Origin of the sequence: Pseudodesulfovibrio indicus (genome assembly GCF_001563225.1) — a bacterium.
GTDB lineage: Bacteria > Desulfobacterota > Desulfovibrionia > Desulfovibrionales > Desulfovibrionaceae > Pseudodesulfovibrio > Pseudodesulfovibrio indicus.
This window is the reverse complement of record NZ_CP014206.1, coordinates 2,450,230-2,465,112: the sequence shown is the minus strand read 5'-3', so window position 1 is coordinate 2,465,112 and position 14,883 is coordinate 2,450,230. Positions and strand designations below refer to the sequence as shown.

Annotated in this window: 20 protein-coding genes; 13 read left to right on the top strand and 7 right to left on the bottom strand. The window is 64.6% G+C overall.

The annotated features are described in order from the left end of the window. Window positions 1-73 precede the first annotated feature (73 nt). From rpmE to AWY79_RS10975, 6 genes are all read right to left on the bottom strand, one after another. The gene (gene rpmE, locus AWY79_RS11000) at window positions 74-301 is read right to left on the bottom strand and encodes a 50S ribosomal protein L31 (protein WP_014321316.1); all 228 of its coding nucleotides are present in this window, start codon (window positions 299-301) and stop codon (window positions 74-76) included. Window positions 302-492: 191 nt separating this feature from the next. After that, window positions 493-810 carry a TusE/DsrC/DsvC family sulfur relay protein gene (locus AWY79_RS10995; RefSeq protein ID WP_014321317.1) on the bottom strand — a complete coding sequence of 106 codons (318 nt, stop codon included), beginning with the start codon at window positions 808-810 and terminating at the stop codon, window positions 493-495. 211 nt (window positions 811-1,021) lie between these two features. After that, window positions 1,022-2,749 (bottom strand): YcaO-like family protein, encoded by a 1,728-nt coding sequence (locus AWY79_RS10990; protein ID WP_066803648.1) that lies wholly within the window; start codon window positions 2,747-2,749, stop codon window positions 1,022-1,024. Continuing rightward, window positions 2,746-3,471 (bottom strand): class I SAM-dependent methyltransferase, encoded by a 726-nt coding sequence (locus AWY79_RS10985; RefSeq protein WP_066803645.1) that lies wholly within the window; start codon window positions 3,469-3,471, stop codon window positions 2,746-2,748. The genes AWY79_RS10990 and AWY79_RS10985 overlap by 4 nt, the downstream gene beginning before the upstream one ends. A 42-nt stretch (window positions 3,472-3,513) precedes the next feature. Continuing rightward, a complete protein-coding gene (locus AWY79_RS10980) occupies window positions 3,514-4,302 on the bottom strand; it encodes a TIM44-like domain-containing protein (protein ID WP_066803642.1) in 789 nt (262 codons plus the stop codon). A gap of 35 nt (window positions 4,303-4,337) precedes the next feature. After that, on the bottom strand, window positions 4,338-4,736 hold the full coding sequence (locus AWY79_RS10975) for a response regulator (protein ID WP_066803639.1): 399 nt from the start codon (window positions 4,734-4,736) through the stop codon (window positions 4,338-4,340). 184 nt (window positions 4,737-4,920) lie between these two features. Here AWY79_RS10975 and AWY79_RS10970 point away from each other — a divergent pair, with 184 nt between their 5' ends. The 6 genes from AWY79_RS10970 to AWY79_RS10950 all read left to right on the top strand — a co-directional run bounded on the left by AWY79_RS10970 (window position 4,921) and on the right by AWY79_RS10950 (window position 8,976). After that, a complete protein-coding gene (locus tag AWY79_RS10970; protein WP_066803636.1) occupies window positions 4,921-5,250 on the top strand; it encodes an SHOCT domain-containing protein in 330 nt (109 codons plus the stop codon). Between the two features lie 2 nt (window positions 5,251-5,252). Then, window positions 5,253-6,020 (top strand): HD domain-containing protein, encoded by a 768-nt coding sequence (locus AWY79_RS10965; RefSeq protein ID WP_066803625.1) that lies wholly within the window; start codon window positions 5,253-5,255, stop codon window positions 6,018-6,020. Between the two features lie 70 nt (window positions 6,021-6,090). Next, entirely contained in the window at window positions 6,091-7,203 is a 1,113-nt protein-coding gene (locus AWY79_RS10960; protein WP_066803622.1) for a tetratricopeptide repeat protein, read from the top strand. 13 nt (window positions 7,204-7,216) lie between these two features. Further along, window positions 7,217-7,690 carry a sterol desaturase family protein gene (locus AWY79_RS19380; protein WP_233490908.1) on the top strand — a complete coding sequence of 158 codons (474 nt, stop codon included), beginning with the start codon at window positions 7,217-7,219 and terminating at the stop codon, window positions 7,688-7,690. Next, window positions 7,687-7,998, top strand: coding sequence for a sterol desaturase family protein (locus AWY79_RS19375; protein WP_233490907.1), 312 nt, complete (start codon window positions 7,687-7,689; stop codon window positions 7,996-7,998). Before AWY79_RS19380 ends, AWY79_RS19375 begins: the two co-directional genes overlap by 4 nt. 72 nt (window positions 7,999-8,070) lie before the next feature. Continuing rightward, entirely contained in the window at window positions 8,071-8,976 is a 906-nt protein-coding gene (locus tag AWY79_RS10950; protein ID WP_066803619.1) for an NAD(P)/FAD-dependent oxidoreductase, read from the top strand. A 10-nt stretch (window positions 8,977-8,986) separates the two neighbouring features. Here AWY79_RS10950 and AWY79_RS10945 read toward each other — a convergent pair whose 3' ends face one another. Continuing rightward, window positions 8,987-9,616 (bottom strand): PilZ domain-containing protein, encoded by a 630-nt coding sequence (locus AWY79_RS10945; protein WP_066803616.1) that lies wholly within the window; start codon window positions 9,614-9,616, stop codon window positions 8,987-8,989. Between the two features lie 65 nt (window positions 9,617-9,681). On the opposite strand from AWY79_RS10945, the gene AWY79_RS10940 reads away from it, so the two are divergent. The 7 genes from AWY79_RS10940 (at window position 9,682) to AWY79_RS10910 (ending at window position 14,877) form a co-directional block, all read left to right on the top strand. After that, window positions 9,682-9,969, top strand: a complete 288-nt coding sequence (locus tag AWY79_RS10940) for a potassium:proton antiporter (RefSeq protein ID WP_066803613.1) — start codon at window positions 9,682-9,684, stop codon at window positions 9,967-9,969. A gap of 155 nt (window positions 9,970-10,124) precedes the next feature. Next, a complete protein-coding gene (locus AWY79_RS10935; protein ID WP_233490906.1) occupies window positions 10,125-10,835 on the top strand; it encodes a cytochrome c3 family protein in 711 nt (236 codons plus the stop codon). Window positions 10,836-10,848: 13 nt separating this feature from the next. Then, the gene (locus AWY79_RS10930) at window positions 10,849-12,054 is read left to right on the top strand and encodes an electron transporter RnfC (RefSeq protein ID WP_066803609.1); all 1,206 of its coding nucleotides are present in this window, start codon (window positions 10,849-10,851) and stop codon (window positions 12,052-12,054) included. After that, on the top strand, window positions 12,048-13,025 hold the full coding sequence (locus AWY79_RS10925; protein WP_066803607.1) for an RnfABCDGE type electron transport complex subunit D: 978 nt from the start codon (window positions 12,048-12,050) through the stop codon (window positions 13,023-13,025). Before AWY79_RS10930 ends, AWY79_RS10925 begins: the two co-directional genes overlap by 7 nt. Then, a complete protein-coding gene (rnfG, locus tag AWY79_RS10920; protein WP_066803599.1) occupies window positions 13,026-13,604 on the top strand; it encodes an RnfABCDGE type electron transport complex subunit G in 579 nt (192 codons plus the stop codon). Between the two features lie 10 nt (window positions 13,605-13,614). Further along, window positions 13,615-14,292 carry an electron transport complex subunit RsxE gene (gene rsxE / locus AWY79_RS10915; RefSeq protein ID WP_066803597.1) on the top strand — a complete coding sequence of 226 codons (678 nt, stop codon included), beginning with the start codon at window positions 13,615-13,617 and terminating at the stop codon, window positions 14,290-14,292. Between the two features lie 9 nt (window positions 14,293-14,301). Beyond that, a complete protein-coding gene (locus AWY79_RS10910) occupies window positions 14,302-14,877 on the top strand; it encodes an electron transport complex protein RnfA (RefSeq protein ID WP_066803594.1) in 576 nt (191 codons plus the stop codon). Window positions 14,878-14,883 lie beyond the last annotated feature (6 nt).

The window sequence follows — 14,883 nt, the reverse complement described above, 5'->3', positions numbered from 1 at the left end:
TAAAACAATATGCCTCCGCAGGGCGTACGACCCGACGAAGGCATATGGTCTCGGCTTTCGCCGAAAAAAGCAGCTACTTGGACTTTGCAGCCAGGGTGCTCAGATCGCCGTACTTCTTGCGGAAACGGTCGATGCGGCCAGCGGTGTCAACGAAGCGCTGCTTGCCGGTGTAGAAGGGATGGCAGTTGGCGCAGATTTCCACTTCGAACTCCTCACCCTTGGTGGTCAGCAGCTCGGCCTCGTAACCGCAGTGGCAACGAACTTTGGCCTTGTAAGTCTTGGGATGAATATCGTTTTTCATGACTTTCTCCTGTCATTATTTTTGCGTGGAACTCGGTCTTATACGCACTGCCACACTGCTTGGCAAGGGAAATTTTAGGCTTTTTCCGGGCCGGCACAGGGATTCCCGCCGCCCGCCGAAAGCCGCTGTCGGGGCAGCAAAAAAGGCGGGGGCCGAAGCTCCCGCCTTTGACAGTCGAGTTCGGTCGAGAACTAGACGCAGCCGGTGGGCTTGGGCAGGCCGGCCATCTTACAGGCGCCCTTGCCGGGTCCGGACGGGAACAGTTCGTAGATCTGCTTCAGCTTGAAGCCGGTGACCTTGGAGAGGATGCGGACCATCGGGGCGATGCCGTTCTTCTTGTAGTAGTCCTGCAGGAAGTCGATGACCTTCTGGTGATCTTCGGAGATCTCCTTGATACCTTCGGATTCCTTGACGTACTCGACCCAAACCGGGGTCCAATCCTCAAATTTCTGCAGGAAGCCGTCTTCGTCAACTTCGAAAGAAGAGCCCTGGAATTCAACAACAGCCATTGTATCCTCCTAAGTGGATGTTTGTCTTGCTGTAGCCCCGAACCAAGCCCGGAGCGACCTTATCCGTATAAACAGCGATCCGCTGCTTAGATAGCAATAACAATGATCGGCTCAAAACCGTGGAGGGACATTACGTCCCCTGCAAAACCTTGTCAAGCACTAGACTCATTTCAAAACGAAAAAACACCGCCCGTAAATCCATCCTAACGAACTAGGATTCCATGAGTTCGTTCAAACTTTCACGAGCGTAGTCCAGGGCCGGGTCCATATCCAGGGCCGCCTGGAGGTAATCCATCGCGACCTCGTCGTTCCCCATGTTCTTGTGGCACAGGCCGAGATTGGCCAGGTCATGGGGCGAGCCGCTGTCGATGTTCAGGGACGCCTGGAAGTCCTCGGCGGCGGCCTCGAAATTCCCCTGCTTGAACCGGGAAACCCCGCGCAGGTTGAAGAATTCGCGGCATTCGTCGTCCAGGGCGACGGCCTCGCCGAGCAGCGTCTCGGCGTCCTCCCACTCCTCCATCTGGGTCAGGGCATAGGCCTGGTAGAACACGGCCAGGGCGCGCTCGGGGTCGGCGGGCTGGAGCGGCACGGATTCCTCGAACCGGTCGGCGGCGTACGGCAGGTCGCCCATGCGCAGGGCGAGCAGCCCCCGGAAGAACGGCAGGAAGTACGCGCCGGGATAGACATCCTCGATCACGTCCAGCCCCTCCAGGGCCTCGTCGAAGTCCGCGTCCTCGGCCAGGATGCGGCCCACGAACAACCCGATGGACCGGTTGGGCGTGCGCTCGCGGAAGTCGAAGCCGGGCACGAAGTTGTAGTTGGCGGTGACCATCAGGTCGGGGTGCCGGGTATCCACGGCGTACAGGGTATCGCCCTTCTCCGCCAGCCCTCCGGCCAGCCCCATGAGCTCGTTGTAGATGTCCGCGTCCTCCACCGAAGGCAGGGAGTCGAGGGCCACGGTCTCGCCCTCCTTGAGCCAGTCCAGTTGGGAGAGCTCGGTGAACTTGGGCAGGCCTGACGCCTCGTAGACCCGGCTGGTCTCGAAGTCTCCGGCCAGCTGCGCCACCTCGGTCACGGCCCGGATGGCCGCCTTGACCGGCGACGCCGCCGTGCCCGCGGTGAAGACGATCTCACTCAGGGCGGGGAAGGTCTTGCGGTCCCAGGCCACGGCCGCCACGGTGGGCACCGGATAGCCCAAAGAGAAGTCCTTGAGGATCAGGCTGACGCCGTTTTGCTCGAAACAGTCGAGCAGCCGCTTGAGGACCGGGTCGGTGCAGGTGGCCGGGTCGATGGTCGGGGTGGTCTGCCGGGTGCGGTCGATGACCGCGCAGACGTGCCGCTCCACCAATTCGCACGCACCCTGGGCAATGGACTCCTCGAAGGTGTTGCCCGCGGAAGAGCCGTTGAATTCGTTGAGCTTCTTGAACCAGTCAAGGGGCACGTACTCCCGCTCGCCGGTACACACGTTGAGCGCCGGGTGGAACCGCCAGCGGATCAGGTCCATGAGCCGGACCGCCTTGTCCGGATCGATGTCCTCGCTCACGGAACGGATCACCTGGCCGATGTCCATGACCTGTCCGGGCCATTTGGCCTGCGCCTCGGACCAAGTCAGCTCGGTGAAATTGTCCGGGTCGCCCCAGAAGCTGAAGTAGGAGAACCGCTCCACCAACTCCATGAGGGCGGACGCCTCGGCCTGCTCCGGGGACGCGCCCTTGCCCATCTGCTTGCGGGTGGGCATGATCTCGCGGGCCTCGGGGCCGCAGATGCTGACGAACACGGGGATGCCCAGCCTGCCGGTGTCCACGCGGTCGGTCTTGGCCAGCACGCCCGCGCACTTCTCGTCGAGGATCGCCTTGACCCGCTTCACGGTATCCACCGGGCTGCACGCCTTGTCCAGGTCGGTGGTGAAGGTCTTGAGACAGCTCTTGAGTTCCATCACGCGCCCTTCCTCTTCATGCGGAACAGGTTGATGACGTTCTCTTCGCCCGTCTCCTTGTCCTTGTAGTTGGCCACGGACTTCATCATGGCGTAGCTGTCGCCCGCCTTGTCGAAGAACTTCCGGCCCAGCCGCTTCTTGTCCATGGCCATGAGGATCTCGGCGGTCGGGGTCTGCGCCAAGTGGGCGTCCAGGAAGTCCACCAGCGGTTCGTACACGGCCTCCTCGTAGAGCACCTCGCAGCCGATGATGTAGTCGAAACGGCTGTCCAGGTTGTCCCTGGTGAAGTCGGCGCGGCGCACGGCCATCTTGCCGTCCAGCCCGTTCTTGAGGACGTTGATCCGGCTGAAGAGCAGCGCGTGGGGATCGACGTCGGTGACGGTCACATCCAGGCCGAGCCGGGCCATGACCATGCCGTTCACGGCGCAGCCCGCGCCCACTTCCAGGACGGAGCAGCCCGGGGTGAACGGGAAACGGGTCAGGGTGTAGCCGAGGATCAGGCAGGAGGGCCAGACCTTGGCCCACAGGGGCAGGGAGATCTTCTTGCCCGACCGGGTGCGGTCCACGAGCTTGTCCAGGTATTTCTGCATCTGCTTCACCTGGAGCACCTCCAGGGAATGCTCGCCGATGGTCACGGTCTCGAAACCGACCTCGCCGAACTCGCGCACGGCAATGTCGATGAGCGTACCCATAGGCTGATCCAGGTTGAATACGGTATCCGCCATTCTTCCCTCCGGAAACGGCAGGCCTCCCAGGGAGACCGCTTTTTATTGATCTATCGAGTTGATTTTTTCCAGGACCCACAGCCCGTCGGGCACGGAGTCGTCGCGGGCGAAGTCCCAGACGGTCCGCAGATTGTCGGGCCGCCCGCCATCGCCCACCCGGAGCTGCGCGTCATAGTAGACCGAAGCCACGGTCTGGCCGTTCTCCTGCTTCAGCTCCATGAGCCTGGCGGTGACCAGCATGACCTCTGCGCGCTCGCGGTGGCCCGCCACGGCCTCGGCGTAGACCTCGTCGGACATGAAATCGCGGATGTCCCGAAACTCCTCCTCGCCCACGGACTGCTGGTAACGCGAGAAAAAGAGCTTCGCGCCCTCCAGGAACTCCGTCTCGTCGAAGCCGTCCGCCCGCGCGGACGGGGGTCCGGTGGGGGTGGTGGGCTGCGGACGGTCGGCGGACCGGTCGGGATCGGCGGGCTGGGAGCTGAGCATGTCCCAGGTCCGGCGGGCCGCCTCGTGACGGTCCACGGGTTTCTGCGCCGGAGTGTCGGGAGGCGGCGCGTCGCCGCCGGTGCCGCGCAGGTCGCGGGGCTGGATGTCAGGCCGCTTGGGTCGGTCCTGCCGGTCGTTGCCGTGGCCCGACCTGCGCCGGTAGGCGCGGACCAGGAAATAGGCGACCACGCCCAGCAGCAGGATGTTGAGCACGCTGCCGGAGCGGCTCGGCGCCCCTTCCTGGGCCAGGGCCGGAGTGGCCGTGAGCAGAATCAGGGACGCGGACGCGAGGCAACGCGACACGCGCCCGGCAAGGCCGGTCGATCTGGTGATGACGTTGTGCATGGATGCTTCGTAAAACAAAGTCGCAAGACAGGCAATCAATCGATGAGCGCCAGATTGCGGAGAATGGCGTACAGGCTCTCCACCTCGATGGGCTTGGGCAGATAGGCGGCCGCGCCGCCCTTGTAGTACGCCCGGACCACGGTCTTGGGGTCGTTGAGCGCGGTGATCATGATCACCTTGGCCTCGTCCACGGCGGAAACGCCCGCCTCCTGCTCCATGGTGCGGATATCCTTGAGGGCCTGGTGGCCGTCCTTGTTGGGCATCATGATGTCCATGCAGACCAGGTCGTAGGGATCATTCTCCTCGATGGCCTTCCGGAAGGCGTCCACGCATTCCACGCCGTCCGACGCCGTGTCGCACCTGCCGAAATCGGACAGGAGCGCCGTCAGGAGCTTGCGGCTGGTGAACTCGTCTTCTACTATAAGGATACGCATCAACCCTCCAAATTTCGAATTACAACAAGCCGAGGATAAAAACAACGGCTTGCGGACCGACCCCGGTGAAATTATAAAGACCCGTTCAATTGCCGCGTCTTTTCCCTCGCAGGGCTTGCCCTCCGCGCCGATGGGAAGTAGGAACAGGCCCACGGCAACGCAGACGTCCCCGGAGGACCCAGACATGCTTTTTTCGGATATTCCCCAGCTCCTCGGCAGCTTTTTCGACTTCATGGACAGTCCCCAGTGGCGCGCCTGGCCGTTCAATTCCGGCTACGGCGAACACATCCTGCCCGCCGTGGCGCGGCTGCTGTTCGTCTCCCTGATCATCGGCGCCATCCTGCTCTTCCTGCGGCTGCTCTTCGGCCCCGGCGGCCCGCTCCGCGACAAGGAGCTGGAGGAGGAGGCCCGCATTCAGACCGAACGGGAACGGGCCGAAGTGGAGGAGCTTTTCGCCAAGGGCGAGATCTCCGAGCTGGAGTACAAGACCCGCATGAAGAGCCTCAAGGACTGACGATGCGCCTGCACGAACACCTGCGGCTGGTCCGCGAATTCGCCGAGGGCCACCTCCGGGACGACGAAGACCACGACTACCACATCCGGCTCAAGCTGGAGCACTCCATGCGGGTCCTGGACAACGGGGTGCATATCCTCCGCGAGGAAGGCATTACGGGCCGCACCGCCGACCTGGCGACCATGGCCGCACTGTACCACGACATCGGCCGATTCCCGCAGTTCGACCGCTGGGGGACCTACCGCGACGCCGACTCGGTGAATCACGGGCGGATGGGCGTGCTGACCCTGCGCCGCCTGGACCTGGGGGACGATTTCACCCCGCGCGAGCTGCGTCTGATCCGCGCCGCAGTGGGGCTGCACAACGCCAAGGAGGTCAACCCCGCCCTGCGGGACCCCCTGGCCACCTTGGTACAGGTCACCCGCGATGCGGACAAGGCGGACATCTTCCACGTCATCCTCGACCACCTGAGCCAGCCCCACAATCCCAACCGGGTGGTCATCCACAAGCTCAAGGAGGACCCGGCCAGGTTCACCCCCGCCGTGCTGGAAACCGTCAGCTCCGGGATGACCTGCGACTACGCGTCCCTGCGCTACGCCAACGACTTCGTCCTGCTCATCGTCGGCTGGGTCTTCTCCCTGTCCTACCGGGCCACGGAGCGGCTTCTGCTCTCGCGCGGGCTGGTGGACAAGGCGTTCGGCCTGCTGCCGGAAGACGCGGGCATAGACCGCTTGCGGACCAAGGTCATGGCCCACCTGCAACGGCCCTGAACACGCCCTCTTGCCATAAACTTTCTCTGGAAGTATAGTGATACCCTGGCGGAAAAGCAGGGGAACCACCATGCCGCAGAAACGGAACAGCAAGGCGTTCGGCCTCTACCAGTCCATCCTCATCCTGACGGACGTGGAGGTGCACGCCAAGCGGGACCTGGCGACCATCAAAACCTTCGGCCCCAAGGACGTGCGCATCTTCACCTCGGGCGCGGCCGCCGTGGACCACATCGCGGAGCACGGGGCGGATCTCATCTTCTGCGACTCCAGCCTGTCCGACATGACGGGCGTCAAGTTCACCCAGATCGTCAACCAGAACATGAGCGGCAGGCCCATGCCGATCATCATGGTCACCCTGGAGAACCGCAAGGACCACGTCCTGGACTCCATCGCGGCGGGCTGCATCGGCTACATCCTGCGCCCCTACTCCCTGGACACCTTCGAAAAATATTTGATCCTCGCCAACCAGTTGGACAGCTATCCGGAGATCGAGGAGATGGAGCTGCGGGAAGCCCAGGACATGGTCGCGCGCGGCGATTTCGACGACGCCATCGAAGCCTTCGAGGAGCTGATCTCCGAACAGGACGAGGCCCAGAAGTACTACGACATGGGCTGCCGCTACATGGCCGAGGGCAAGTACGGCAAGGCCATCGTCTCCTTCAAGAAGGCGGTCAAGATCAACGACCTGTTCGCCGAGGCGTACAAGGGGCTTGCCGAGGCATACAGGGAACGCGGCGACCTGGAATCCTTCAAGGAGTACATGAAAAGAGCCGCGGACGTGCACGCCCAGTTCGACCGTCTGGAGGAGACCCGTGCGCTGTTCATCGAGATCCTCAAGTTCGATGCGGACACCCCCAACCCCTTCAACTCCCTGGGGGTCAAGCTGCGCAAGCAGGGCGACTACCCCGGCGCGATCCACGCCTACGCCCAGGCCCTGGAGCTCACCCCGGAGGACGAGAACATCCACTTCAACATGGCCAAGGCGCTCTATTTCATGGGCAAGCTGGAACCGGCCTCGGCCAAGGTCGAGGCGGCCCTGCGGATGAACCCGGACTTTGCCGAGGCCCACAAGCTCTACCAGCGCATCCACGGCAAGCCCTGGGTCCCGACCAAGGGCGATGCGGCCAAACCCCGGGTCCTCCCGGAAGGCGCCAAGCGGTCCGCCAAGGACCTCGGCCCCTAGTGAGCGCGCACCCGTGAATCCCGAACTCCTGCTCCGCCTCGGCTCGTTCCTGGCCGTGCTCGTGGTCATGGGCGTGGCCGAGACCTTGCTGCCGCGCCGTCCCCTGTCTTCGGGCAAGGCGCGCCGCTGGTTCGCCAACCTGTCGGTCTCCTTCCTGTCCGCCGGGCTGGCCCGACTCGCCGCGCCCCTGGTCCCGGCGGCCCTGGCCGCCTACTGCGCGGCCAACCACATCGGCCTGCTGAACCTCGTCCCGACGCCGCCGGCCATCGCCTGGCTCGTCTCCCTGGCCGCCCTGGACCTGCTCATCTACGGGCAGCACGTGGCCTTTCACCACTACCGCCCCCTGTGGCGCGTGCACCGCATGCACCACGCGGACCTGGACATCGACGCCTCCACCGGGGTCCGCTTCCACCCCATCGAGATCGTCCTGTCCCTGTTCCTGAAGCTGGCCGCCGTGTTCCTCCTCGGCCCGCCCCCGGCGCGGTGATCCTGTTCGAGGTCCTGCTCAACGGCTGCGCCCTGTTCAACCACGCCAACCTGCGCCTGCCGCTCGATGCGGACCGCAAGCTCCGGCTGTTCCTGGTCACTCCGGACATGCACCGGGTCCACCACTCCACCGACATGCGCGAGGCCAACCGCAACTTCGGGTTCACGGTGCCCTTCTGGGACCGGCTCTTCGGGACCTACAAGGACCAGCCCGACCTGGGCCACGACCGCATGCGCATCGGCCTGAACATCTTCCGCGATCCGCAATACGGCGGGCTGCTCAACATGCTGACCATCCCATTCCGCTGATCCGCCTTTACATCCAGACGATAATGCTTATCATGTCCTGTGACGCATTCTAACCGACCACAGGAGATCACCATGCCCGATACACTCTATGACGTCGTCATCCTCGGCTCCGGCCCCGGCGGATTGCAGGCCGCCATTCACGCCTCGCGCAAAAAGGCCCGGACCCTGATGCTCGGGCGCATGGACAACTCCAGCCTGTACTGGGCCCATGTGGAGAACTACTGCTGCCAGATCAAGATCTCCGGCGAAGAGGTCCTCAAGACCGGTCGCAAGCAGGCCGAGAGCTTCGGCGCTGAATTCCGTGACGAGGACGTGCTGGCCATCGAGCCGGACGGACCGCTCTTCTCCCTGAAGCTCGAATCCGGCGACGAGATCAAGTCCAAGACCATTATCCTGGCCACCGGGTCCAGCCGCAACAAGCTCAACGTGCCCGGCGAAAAGGAACTGCTCGGCAAGGGCGTGAGCTACTGCGTGGATTGCGACGCGGGCTTCTACAAGGGCGAGGTCGTGGCCGTGGCAGGCTGCCGCAGCGCGGCGGCGGGCGGGGCCGTGGCCCTGACCAATTTCGCGAGCCAGGTGCACCTCTACTGCGGGGAGCTGGACGTCAACGAAAAGCTCCGCCAGCAGCTCGTCGAAACCGGCGTGGTCCTGCACGAAGGGGTGACCATCAAGGAGATCCAGGGGGAAAACGCGGTTCAGTCCGTGCTTCTGGACGACGGCTCGACTCAAGCCGTGAGCGGCGTGTTCATCGAGCTGGGCGCCAAGGGCGTGCTGGAGCTGACCGCCATGCTCGGCGTGCGTCTGGACGAGAACATGAAGTACATCGACGCCGACAAGAAGCAGCGCACCAACGTCCCCGGCGTCTACGCCGCGGGCGACATCTGCGGCCCGCCCCTCCAGATGGCCAAGGCCGTGGGCGAGGGCTGCGTGGCGGGCATCGAAGCCGCAGGCTACGCCAAGAAGCTCGAAACGGCTTAGATAAGAAGGACTATACCCTGGGGATGGAACAACAGACCTGGGCCTCGATGAAACCGGATATCCGCTCGCGGGCATCCGGTTCGTCGTTGTTGAACTTCAGCACCACGTACCGAACGCCCTCCTTCATGAAGGACTTGAGCACCCGGCACCCCACGGAATAACCGGTGGAGTTCATGTCGAAGGGATGGAAGGTCAACCGCACCTGCTTTCCCTGCTCCTCGGGAAACTCCTCCGGCCCCTGGTCCAGATAGCGGATGCGGGTGCAGCTGGCGGACATATCCTCGACCACGCCGCGCAGAGCCGTGTCGCCGTGGATCAGAAAGGCGGGAAAGGAGCAGGTACAGCGCGGTTCGCTGCGCTCCTCCGCGTCGAAGGAGGCGGACGGGGCGGCCAGTTCCAGGAGCCTGCCGTGGGAGTCGGCCAGGTTGAGCACGCGGGTGTTGAAGCCGAGCAGCCTGCCGTCTAGGGCGTAACGCACCAGGGCGAAGGTGTCGATCCGAAGCCGCTCCAGCACCGGGCGCGGCATGTCCGCGAAGACCAGCAGCCTGCCGTCGGGCTTCAGGTCCGCCACCAGGCCGAGAAAACGGTCGCCGAAGGTCGACACTTCGAGGATGATACGGTCTCCGACGTTGATGTCCATGCGCTCTCCCCCTTAAGGTCAAATAATCCATAGCGTTCCACACCGCAATTATATATATTCCCCGGATGCTCAAATCACTCGGAATTCTCGCCTGGGGAGGATGCCTGATGACGCTGGCCTTCCAGGGGGTGTCCTGGGCCGTCACCGGTTCCTGGCCGCCGATCACCCTGATGACCGCCCTGGGCAGGCTCTTCGGGCTGGATCTCCTCGATATCGGTTCCACCCTGCCCCTGGACCTGGCGGCCAAGGCCACCTATGTGCTGATGACCACGGAACTTTCCCTGTTCCTTTGGTGGACCGGCACGGCCCTGTTCTGCCTGATGTTCGCGTTCGCCCTGTTTGTCCGGAAATAAATTCGGAGCAAACCCGGCTTTGCCGGACGACCGCCAACGCGCGCTCATAGTTCAATAGGGTATGGACTTGCCGCCATATTTTCAGCTACAAGTTTGTATTACGCTCCAAATCAGAGGTCGGTACATTGCAGAAACGGTATCTCCCCATTGCCATCGTGACAGGAATCCTCTTTCTCGTCGCCTTGGGCGGCTATCTCGCCCCCGCCGGGTCCGGCGGGCCGCCCGTGCGCGTGCTCCTGGAAAACAAGGGCGGCAAGGTCATCCTGAACCATGCCGACCACATCAACGACATGGGCGGCCAATGCGCCGACTGTCACCACACTTCGGGCGACGACGCCAATCCGCCCGCCTGCACCGACTGCCACGCCGCGAAATTCGACGCGGCCTTCGCCGTCAACCACCAGACCGCGCTCCCCGAAACCCAATGCGGCTCCTGCCACCACGCCGGGGCGACCATCGACAACTTTTCCCACGACGACCACATGGGCGACCTGACCGGCGGGGACTGCCAGGCCTGCCACCACGACACCGACATCGAGGCCAAGCCGCAGGCCTGCTCCAACTGCCATATGGACGGCTCCAACTCCGTCCCCCGGCTGCGCGACGCGGCTCACGCCCGGTGCGCCGACTGCCACCAGGACTTCTACGACGACGGGCTGAAGGGATGCGCCAACTGCCACGTGCGCAACCCCGCCCCGGCCCGGGACGACGAATACCGGCCCTGCGGAGCCTGCCACACCGTGCCCACCGACCAGTTGGTGCCGCCCTCCATGGCCGCCTTCCACGGTCAGTGCCGGGGCTGCCACGAGAAAAACGGCTCCGGTCCGTTCGCCGACGACGCCTGCGACCAATGCCACATGCAATAAGGGACCGAATCAGATGACCACTTACAACTTCAGCCTGCAATCCGGGGAGACAGGCCCCCTGATGACGGGGTCCCGTCCCGAAGAGCTGCGCATCCCCCTGTCCGGCATGACCCCGATCCTGTCCGTGGGCGACCAGGTGCTGTCAGGGACCAAGGTGGCCGTGGCCAATTCACCGGACAAGGGCGACATGCACGCCCCCCTTGCCGGGACCATCCGCGCGGTGGAACCGTACACCATGATCATCGAGGCCGACGGCCGGGGCAATGCGGAACCGCAGACCCCGTGCGCCGAGAGCGGCGAGCCCCTGCGCCGCTGGCTCAAGGCCATGGGCGTGGACGTGACCGCGCTCTACCGGGCCGCCACCCTGATCGTCAACGGCGTGCCGCCCGAGCCGGGCATCACCGTGTTCGAACCGCTCCTGCGGGACTATCGCAAGACCCTGGAGCTGGGACTGGACACGGCCCAGAAGATCGTGGAGCCGACCAAAATGTTCCTGGTGGCGGCCAAGGGCAACCGGGCCAATGCCTTTGCCAACTGCACCGTGGTCCACGTGCCGCCCGTCTATCCCAACGGGCTGGACCCGCTGGTGATCAAGGCGGTGACCCGCGATGAGGTCCTGCCGGGCCTCAGACCGGACAACGCCACCATCCTGTCCGTCAAGGACCTCTATTTCATCGGCCGGGTCATGGAGACCGGGCGGCCCCTGACCGAAACGGTCATGACCATCGGCGGCCAGAACCACCTGGTCCGCATAGGGACGCCGGTCGGCTTCCTCGCCGCCGAGGCCGGGGCCACGGTCCAGCCGGGCGACCGCGTCATCCTGGGCGGCCCCCTGCGCGGCATGGCCGCCGTGAACCTTGAGCAGGGCGTGGACAAGGAGACCACCGGGCTGACCATCCTCCGCCCGGAGGCGAGCCTCCAGGCCACCGACAACTTCTGCCTGGGTTGCGGCCAGTGCGAGCGCCACTGTCCCGCCCGGATCATGCCCGGCATGATCAGCCGCTGCGCCGAATTCAAGCAGTTCACGCGCGCCGAGGCATACCACATCCATTCCTGCATCGAGTGCGGGCTGTGCGGCTACTGGTGCACCGCCGGGAGGCCCCTGCTGCACTACATCCGGCTGGCCAAGTACGAACTGGCCCTGCTCGCCGGGGCCAGGCCTCCGGCCGGGCCCGACGCGGAAGAACTCGAGGCGCAGACCGGAGGCCCGTCATGCTGAAGCCGCTCAATCCCATCCTGACCGTGGCCGTCCCGCCGCACGTCCATTGCGGCCGGTCCATCCAGAGGCACATGCTCGACAACCTCATCGCGCTCCTGCCCGCCGCGCTCATGGCCGTGGTGGTCTTCGGCGCTGGCGCGCTGCGGGTCATGGCCCTGTCCTGCGCCGTGGCCGTGAGCGCCGAATTCCTGCTCAACCGGATCATGAAGCGCGAGCAGTCCGTGGACGACCTGAGCGCGCTGCTCACCGGCCTGCTCTTCGCCTTTCTGCTGCCCGCCTCGGCCCCCTGGTGGCTGGTGGCCATCGGCGCGGCCGCGTCCATCGCGCTCGGCAAGATGATCTTCGGCGGCCTGGGCGGCAACCCGCTCTGCTCGCCCCTGGTGGGCTGGGCCCTGTGCCGCATCTCCTGGGCGTCCGACATGGACACCAACGCGACCATGCTCATGTCCCGGCTGCCCGCCCCCCTGCAACAACTCAAATACTTCGGCATGGACGCCGCGACCTCGGTCAGCCCCACGGACCTGCTCCTGGGCAACCAGCTGGGCGGCCTGGGCGAAGTCCAGGTGGCGGCGCTCCTGGTGGGCGGCGCATACCTGCTGCTCCGCCGCCGCATCTCCTGGGAAATCCCGGCCGGGTTCATCGCGGGCGTGCTGCTCACGGCCCTGATCTACCAACTCATGGACCCCACGGTCTACGCCTCGCCGCTGTTCCACCTTCTGGCGGGCGGCGCGGTCTTCGGGGCCTTCTTCCTGGCCACGGACCCGGCGTCCTCGCCCATCGGCCTCATCCCGTCGCTGCTCTTCGGGCTGATGGCCGGAGCCATGGTCATCGTCATCCGGGTGTACGGCATCTACCCGGACGGCGTGCCCTTCGCCATCCTCCTGGCCAACCTGTTCACCCCGCTGCTCGACCGCATCCGGCCCAAGCCCTTCGGCGGCCCCTATTCCTTCAGCGGAACGGAGGGCGCGTAAATGAAAGAAATGATCAAGATGGTCCTTGTCCTGTCGCTGATCTGCGGCCTGTCCGGGCTGACCCTGGCCACCGTGCGCCAGGCCACGTCCGCGCGGGTCGAGGAGCAGGTCCTGACCTATGTCCAGGGACCGGCCCTGCAACAGATCTTCTCCGACTACGACAACAACCCGGTCAAGGACCGCAAGACCTTCGACCTGCCCGACGGGCCGGTGACCGTGTTCCCGGTCATGAAGGGCGGCAAGCTGACCGGCGTGGCGCTGGAGACCTTCGGCAAGGGGTACGGCGGCCAGGTCGGCATCATGGTCGGCTTCAACACCGAAGGCACCAAGCTGGTCGGCATCGGCACCACCACCCTCAAGGAGACGCCCGGCCTGGGCATGCGGCTGGTGGAACCGGAGTACCGCGACCAGTTCCGGGGCCACGACACCAAATCCATCGCCCTGAAGAAGAACGGCGGCGACATCACCGCCATCTCCGGCGCGACCATCTCCTCCACGGGCAGCGTCGCCGCGGTCAACGAGGCGGTTCGGATTTTCAACCAGATCAAGGACAGGATCCGCTCCACGTGGGCGTCCTAGGGAAATCGTCATGAGCACATTGTGGAAGGAATTCTCGAAGGGTCTGTGGCACGACCTGCCGCCGTTCAAGCTGGTCCTCGGGCTTTGCCCGACCCTGGCCGTGACCAAGACCGCCTACAACGGCTTCGGCATGGGGTTGGCGGTCATCTTCGTCCTGGCTCTGTCCAACCTGCTGGTCTCGCTGCTGCGCAAGGTCATCCCGTCCAAGGTGCGCATCGCCTGCTTCATCGTGGTCGCCGCCTCGCTCGTGGTCTGCGTGGAGCTGCTCATGCAGGCCTACGCCTACCCGCTCTACCTCCAGCTCGGCATCTTCGTGCCGCTCATCGTGGTCAACTGCATCATCCTGGGCCGCGCCGAGGCGTTCGCCTCCAAGAACCCGATCCTGCTCTCCGTGGCGGACGGGCTGGGCATGGGCTTGGGCTTCACCATCTCGCTGACCTTCCTCGGCTCCCTGCGCGAGCTGTTCGGGTACGGCACCTGGTTCGGCATGCAGGTCATGGGCGACTGGTACAAACCGTTCGGCTTCATGGTCGAGGCCCCGGGCGCGTTCGTCTGCCTGGGCGTGCTCCTGGCGGGCATGAACGCCCTGACCAACTGGCAGCGCAAGACCAGGGGACTGGAGGCCATCGAAGGCCCGGTCCACGACTGCAAGACCTGCGGCATGTGCGCGCAGAAGCCGGGAATGTAGGGAGGCTCCATGGATTACTTCGTCCTCGTCATCGCCGCCATCTTCGTCAACAACATCGTGTTGGCGCAGTACCTGGGCAACTGCCCGTTCATCGGCACGTCCAAGAACTCGGGCGTGGCCATCGGCATGGGGCTGGCCGTGGTCTTCGTGGCCGCCATGGCCGCGGTCATCACCTGGTGCGTGCAGAAATTCCTGCTCTCGCCCAACGACCTCGGCTACCTCCAGACCATCGCCTTCATCCTGGTCATCGCCGCCCTGGTGCAGTTCGTGGAGATGTTCCTGAAAAAGGCGATTCCCCCGCTGTACAAGTCGCTGGGCATCTTCCTGCCGCTGATCACCACCAACTGCGCGGTGCTCGGCATCGCCATCATCTGCCAGCGCGAGGAATACGGGCTGCTTGAAACCCTGATATTTTCCCTGGCCTCGGGCGCGGGCTTCCTGCTCGCCCTGGTGCTCCTGGCGGGCATCCGCGAGCGCCTCGACCTGGCGCGGGTCCCCATGGCCATGAAGGGCACGCCGCTGGGCCTGATCATGGCCGGACTCATGTCCCTGGCCTTTTTCGCCTTCAAGGGCATGGCATCCTAGGAGTCT

Excerpts from the sequence above, each read along its gene's own strand:
- rpmE (WP_014321316.1), bottom strand. The coding sequence starts at position 301 with ATGAAAAACGATATTCATCCCAAGACTTACAAGGCCAAAGTTCGTTGC.
- AWY79_RS10995 (WP_014321317.1), bottom strand. The coding sequence starts at position 810 with ATGGCTGTTGTTGAATTCCAGGGCTCTTCTTTCGAAGTTGACGAAGAC.
- AWY79_RS10985 (WP_066803645.1), bottom strand. The coding sequence starts at position 3,471 with ATGGCGGATACCGTATTCAACCTGGATCAGCCTATGGGTACGCTCATC.
- AWY79_RS10980 (WP_066803642.1), bottom strand. The coding sequence starts at position 4,302 with ATGCACAACGTCATCACCAGATCGACCGGCCTTGCCGGGCGCGTGTCG.
- AWY79_RS10975 (WP_066803639.1), bottom strand. The coding sequence starts at position 4,736 with ATGCGTATCCTTATAGTAGAAGACGAGTTCACCAGCCGCAAGCTCCTG.
- AWY79_RS10970 (WP_066803636.1), top strand. The coding sequence starts at position 4,921 with ATGCTTTTTTCGGATATTCCCCAGCTCCTCGGCAGCTTTTTCGACTTC.
- AWY79_RS10965 (WP_066803625.1), top strand. The coding sequence starts at position 5,253 with ATGCGCCTGCACGAACACCTGCGGCTGGTCCGCGAATTCGCCGAGGGC.
- AWY79_RS10960 (WP_066803622.1), top strand. The coding sequence starts at position 6,091 with ATGCCGCAGAAACGGAACAGCAAGGCGTTCGGCCTCTACCAGTCCATC.
- AWY79_RS10950 (WP_066803619.1), top strand. The coding sequence starts at position 8,071 with ATGCCCGATACACTCTATGACGTCGTCATCCTCGGCTCCGGCCCCGGC.
- AWY79_RS10945 (WP_066803616.1), bottom strand. The coding sequence starts at position 9,616 with ATGGACATCAACGTCGGAGACCGTATCATCCTCGAAGTGTCGACCTTC.
- AWY79_RS10940 (WP_066803613.1), top strand. The coding sequence starts at position 9,682 with ATGCTCAAATCACTCGGAATTCTCGCCTGGGGAGGATGCCTGATGACG.
- AWY79_RS10930 (WP_066803609.1), top strand. The coding sequence starts at position 10,849 with ATGACCACTTACAACTTCAGCCTGCAATCCGGGGAGACAGGCCCCCTG.
- AWY79_RS10925 (WP_066803607.1), top strand. The coding sequence starts at position 12,048 with ATGCTGAAGCCGCTCAATCCCATCCTGACCGTGGCCGTCCCGCCGCAC.
- rnfG (WP_066803599.1), top strand. The coding sequence starts at position 13,026 with ATGAAAGAAATGATCAAGATGGTCCTTGTCCTGTCGCTGATCTGCGGC.
- rsxE (WP_066803597.1), top strand. The coding sequence starts at position 13,615 with ATGAGCACATTGTGGAAGGAATTCTCGAAGGGTCTGTGGCACGACCTG.
- AWY79_RS10910 (WP_066803594.1), top strand. The coding sequence starts at position 14,302 with ATGGATTACTTCGTCCTCGTCATCGCCGCCATCTTCGTCAACAACATC.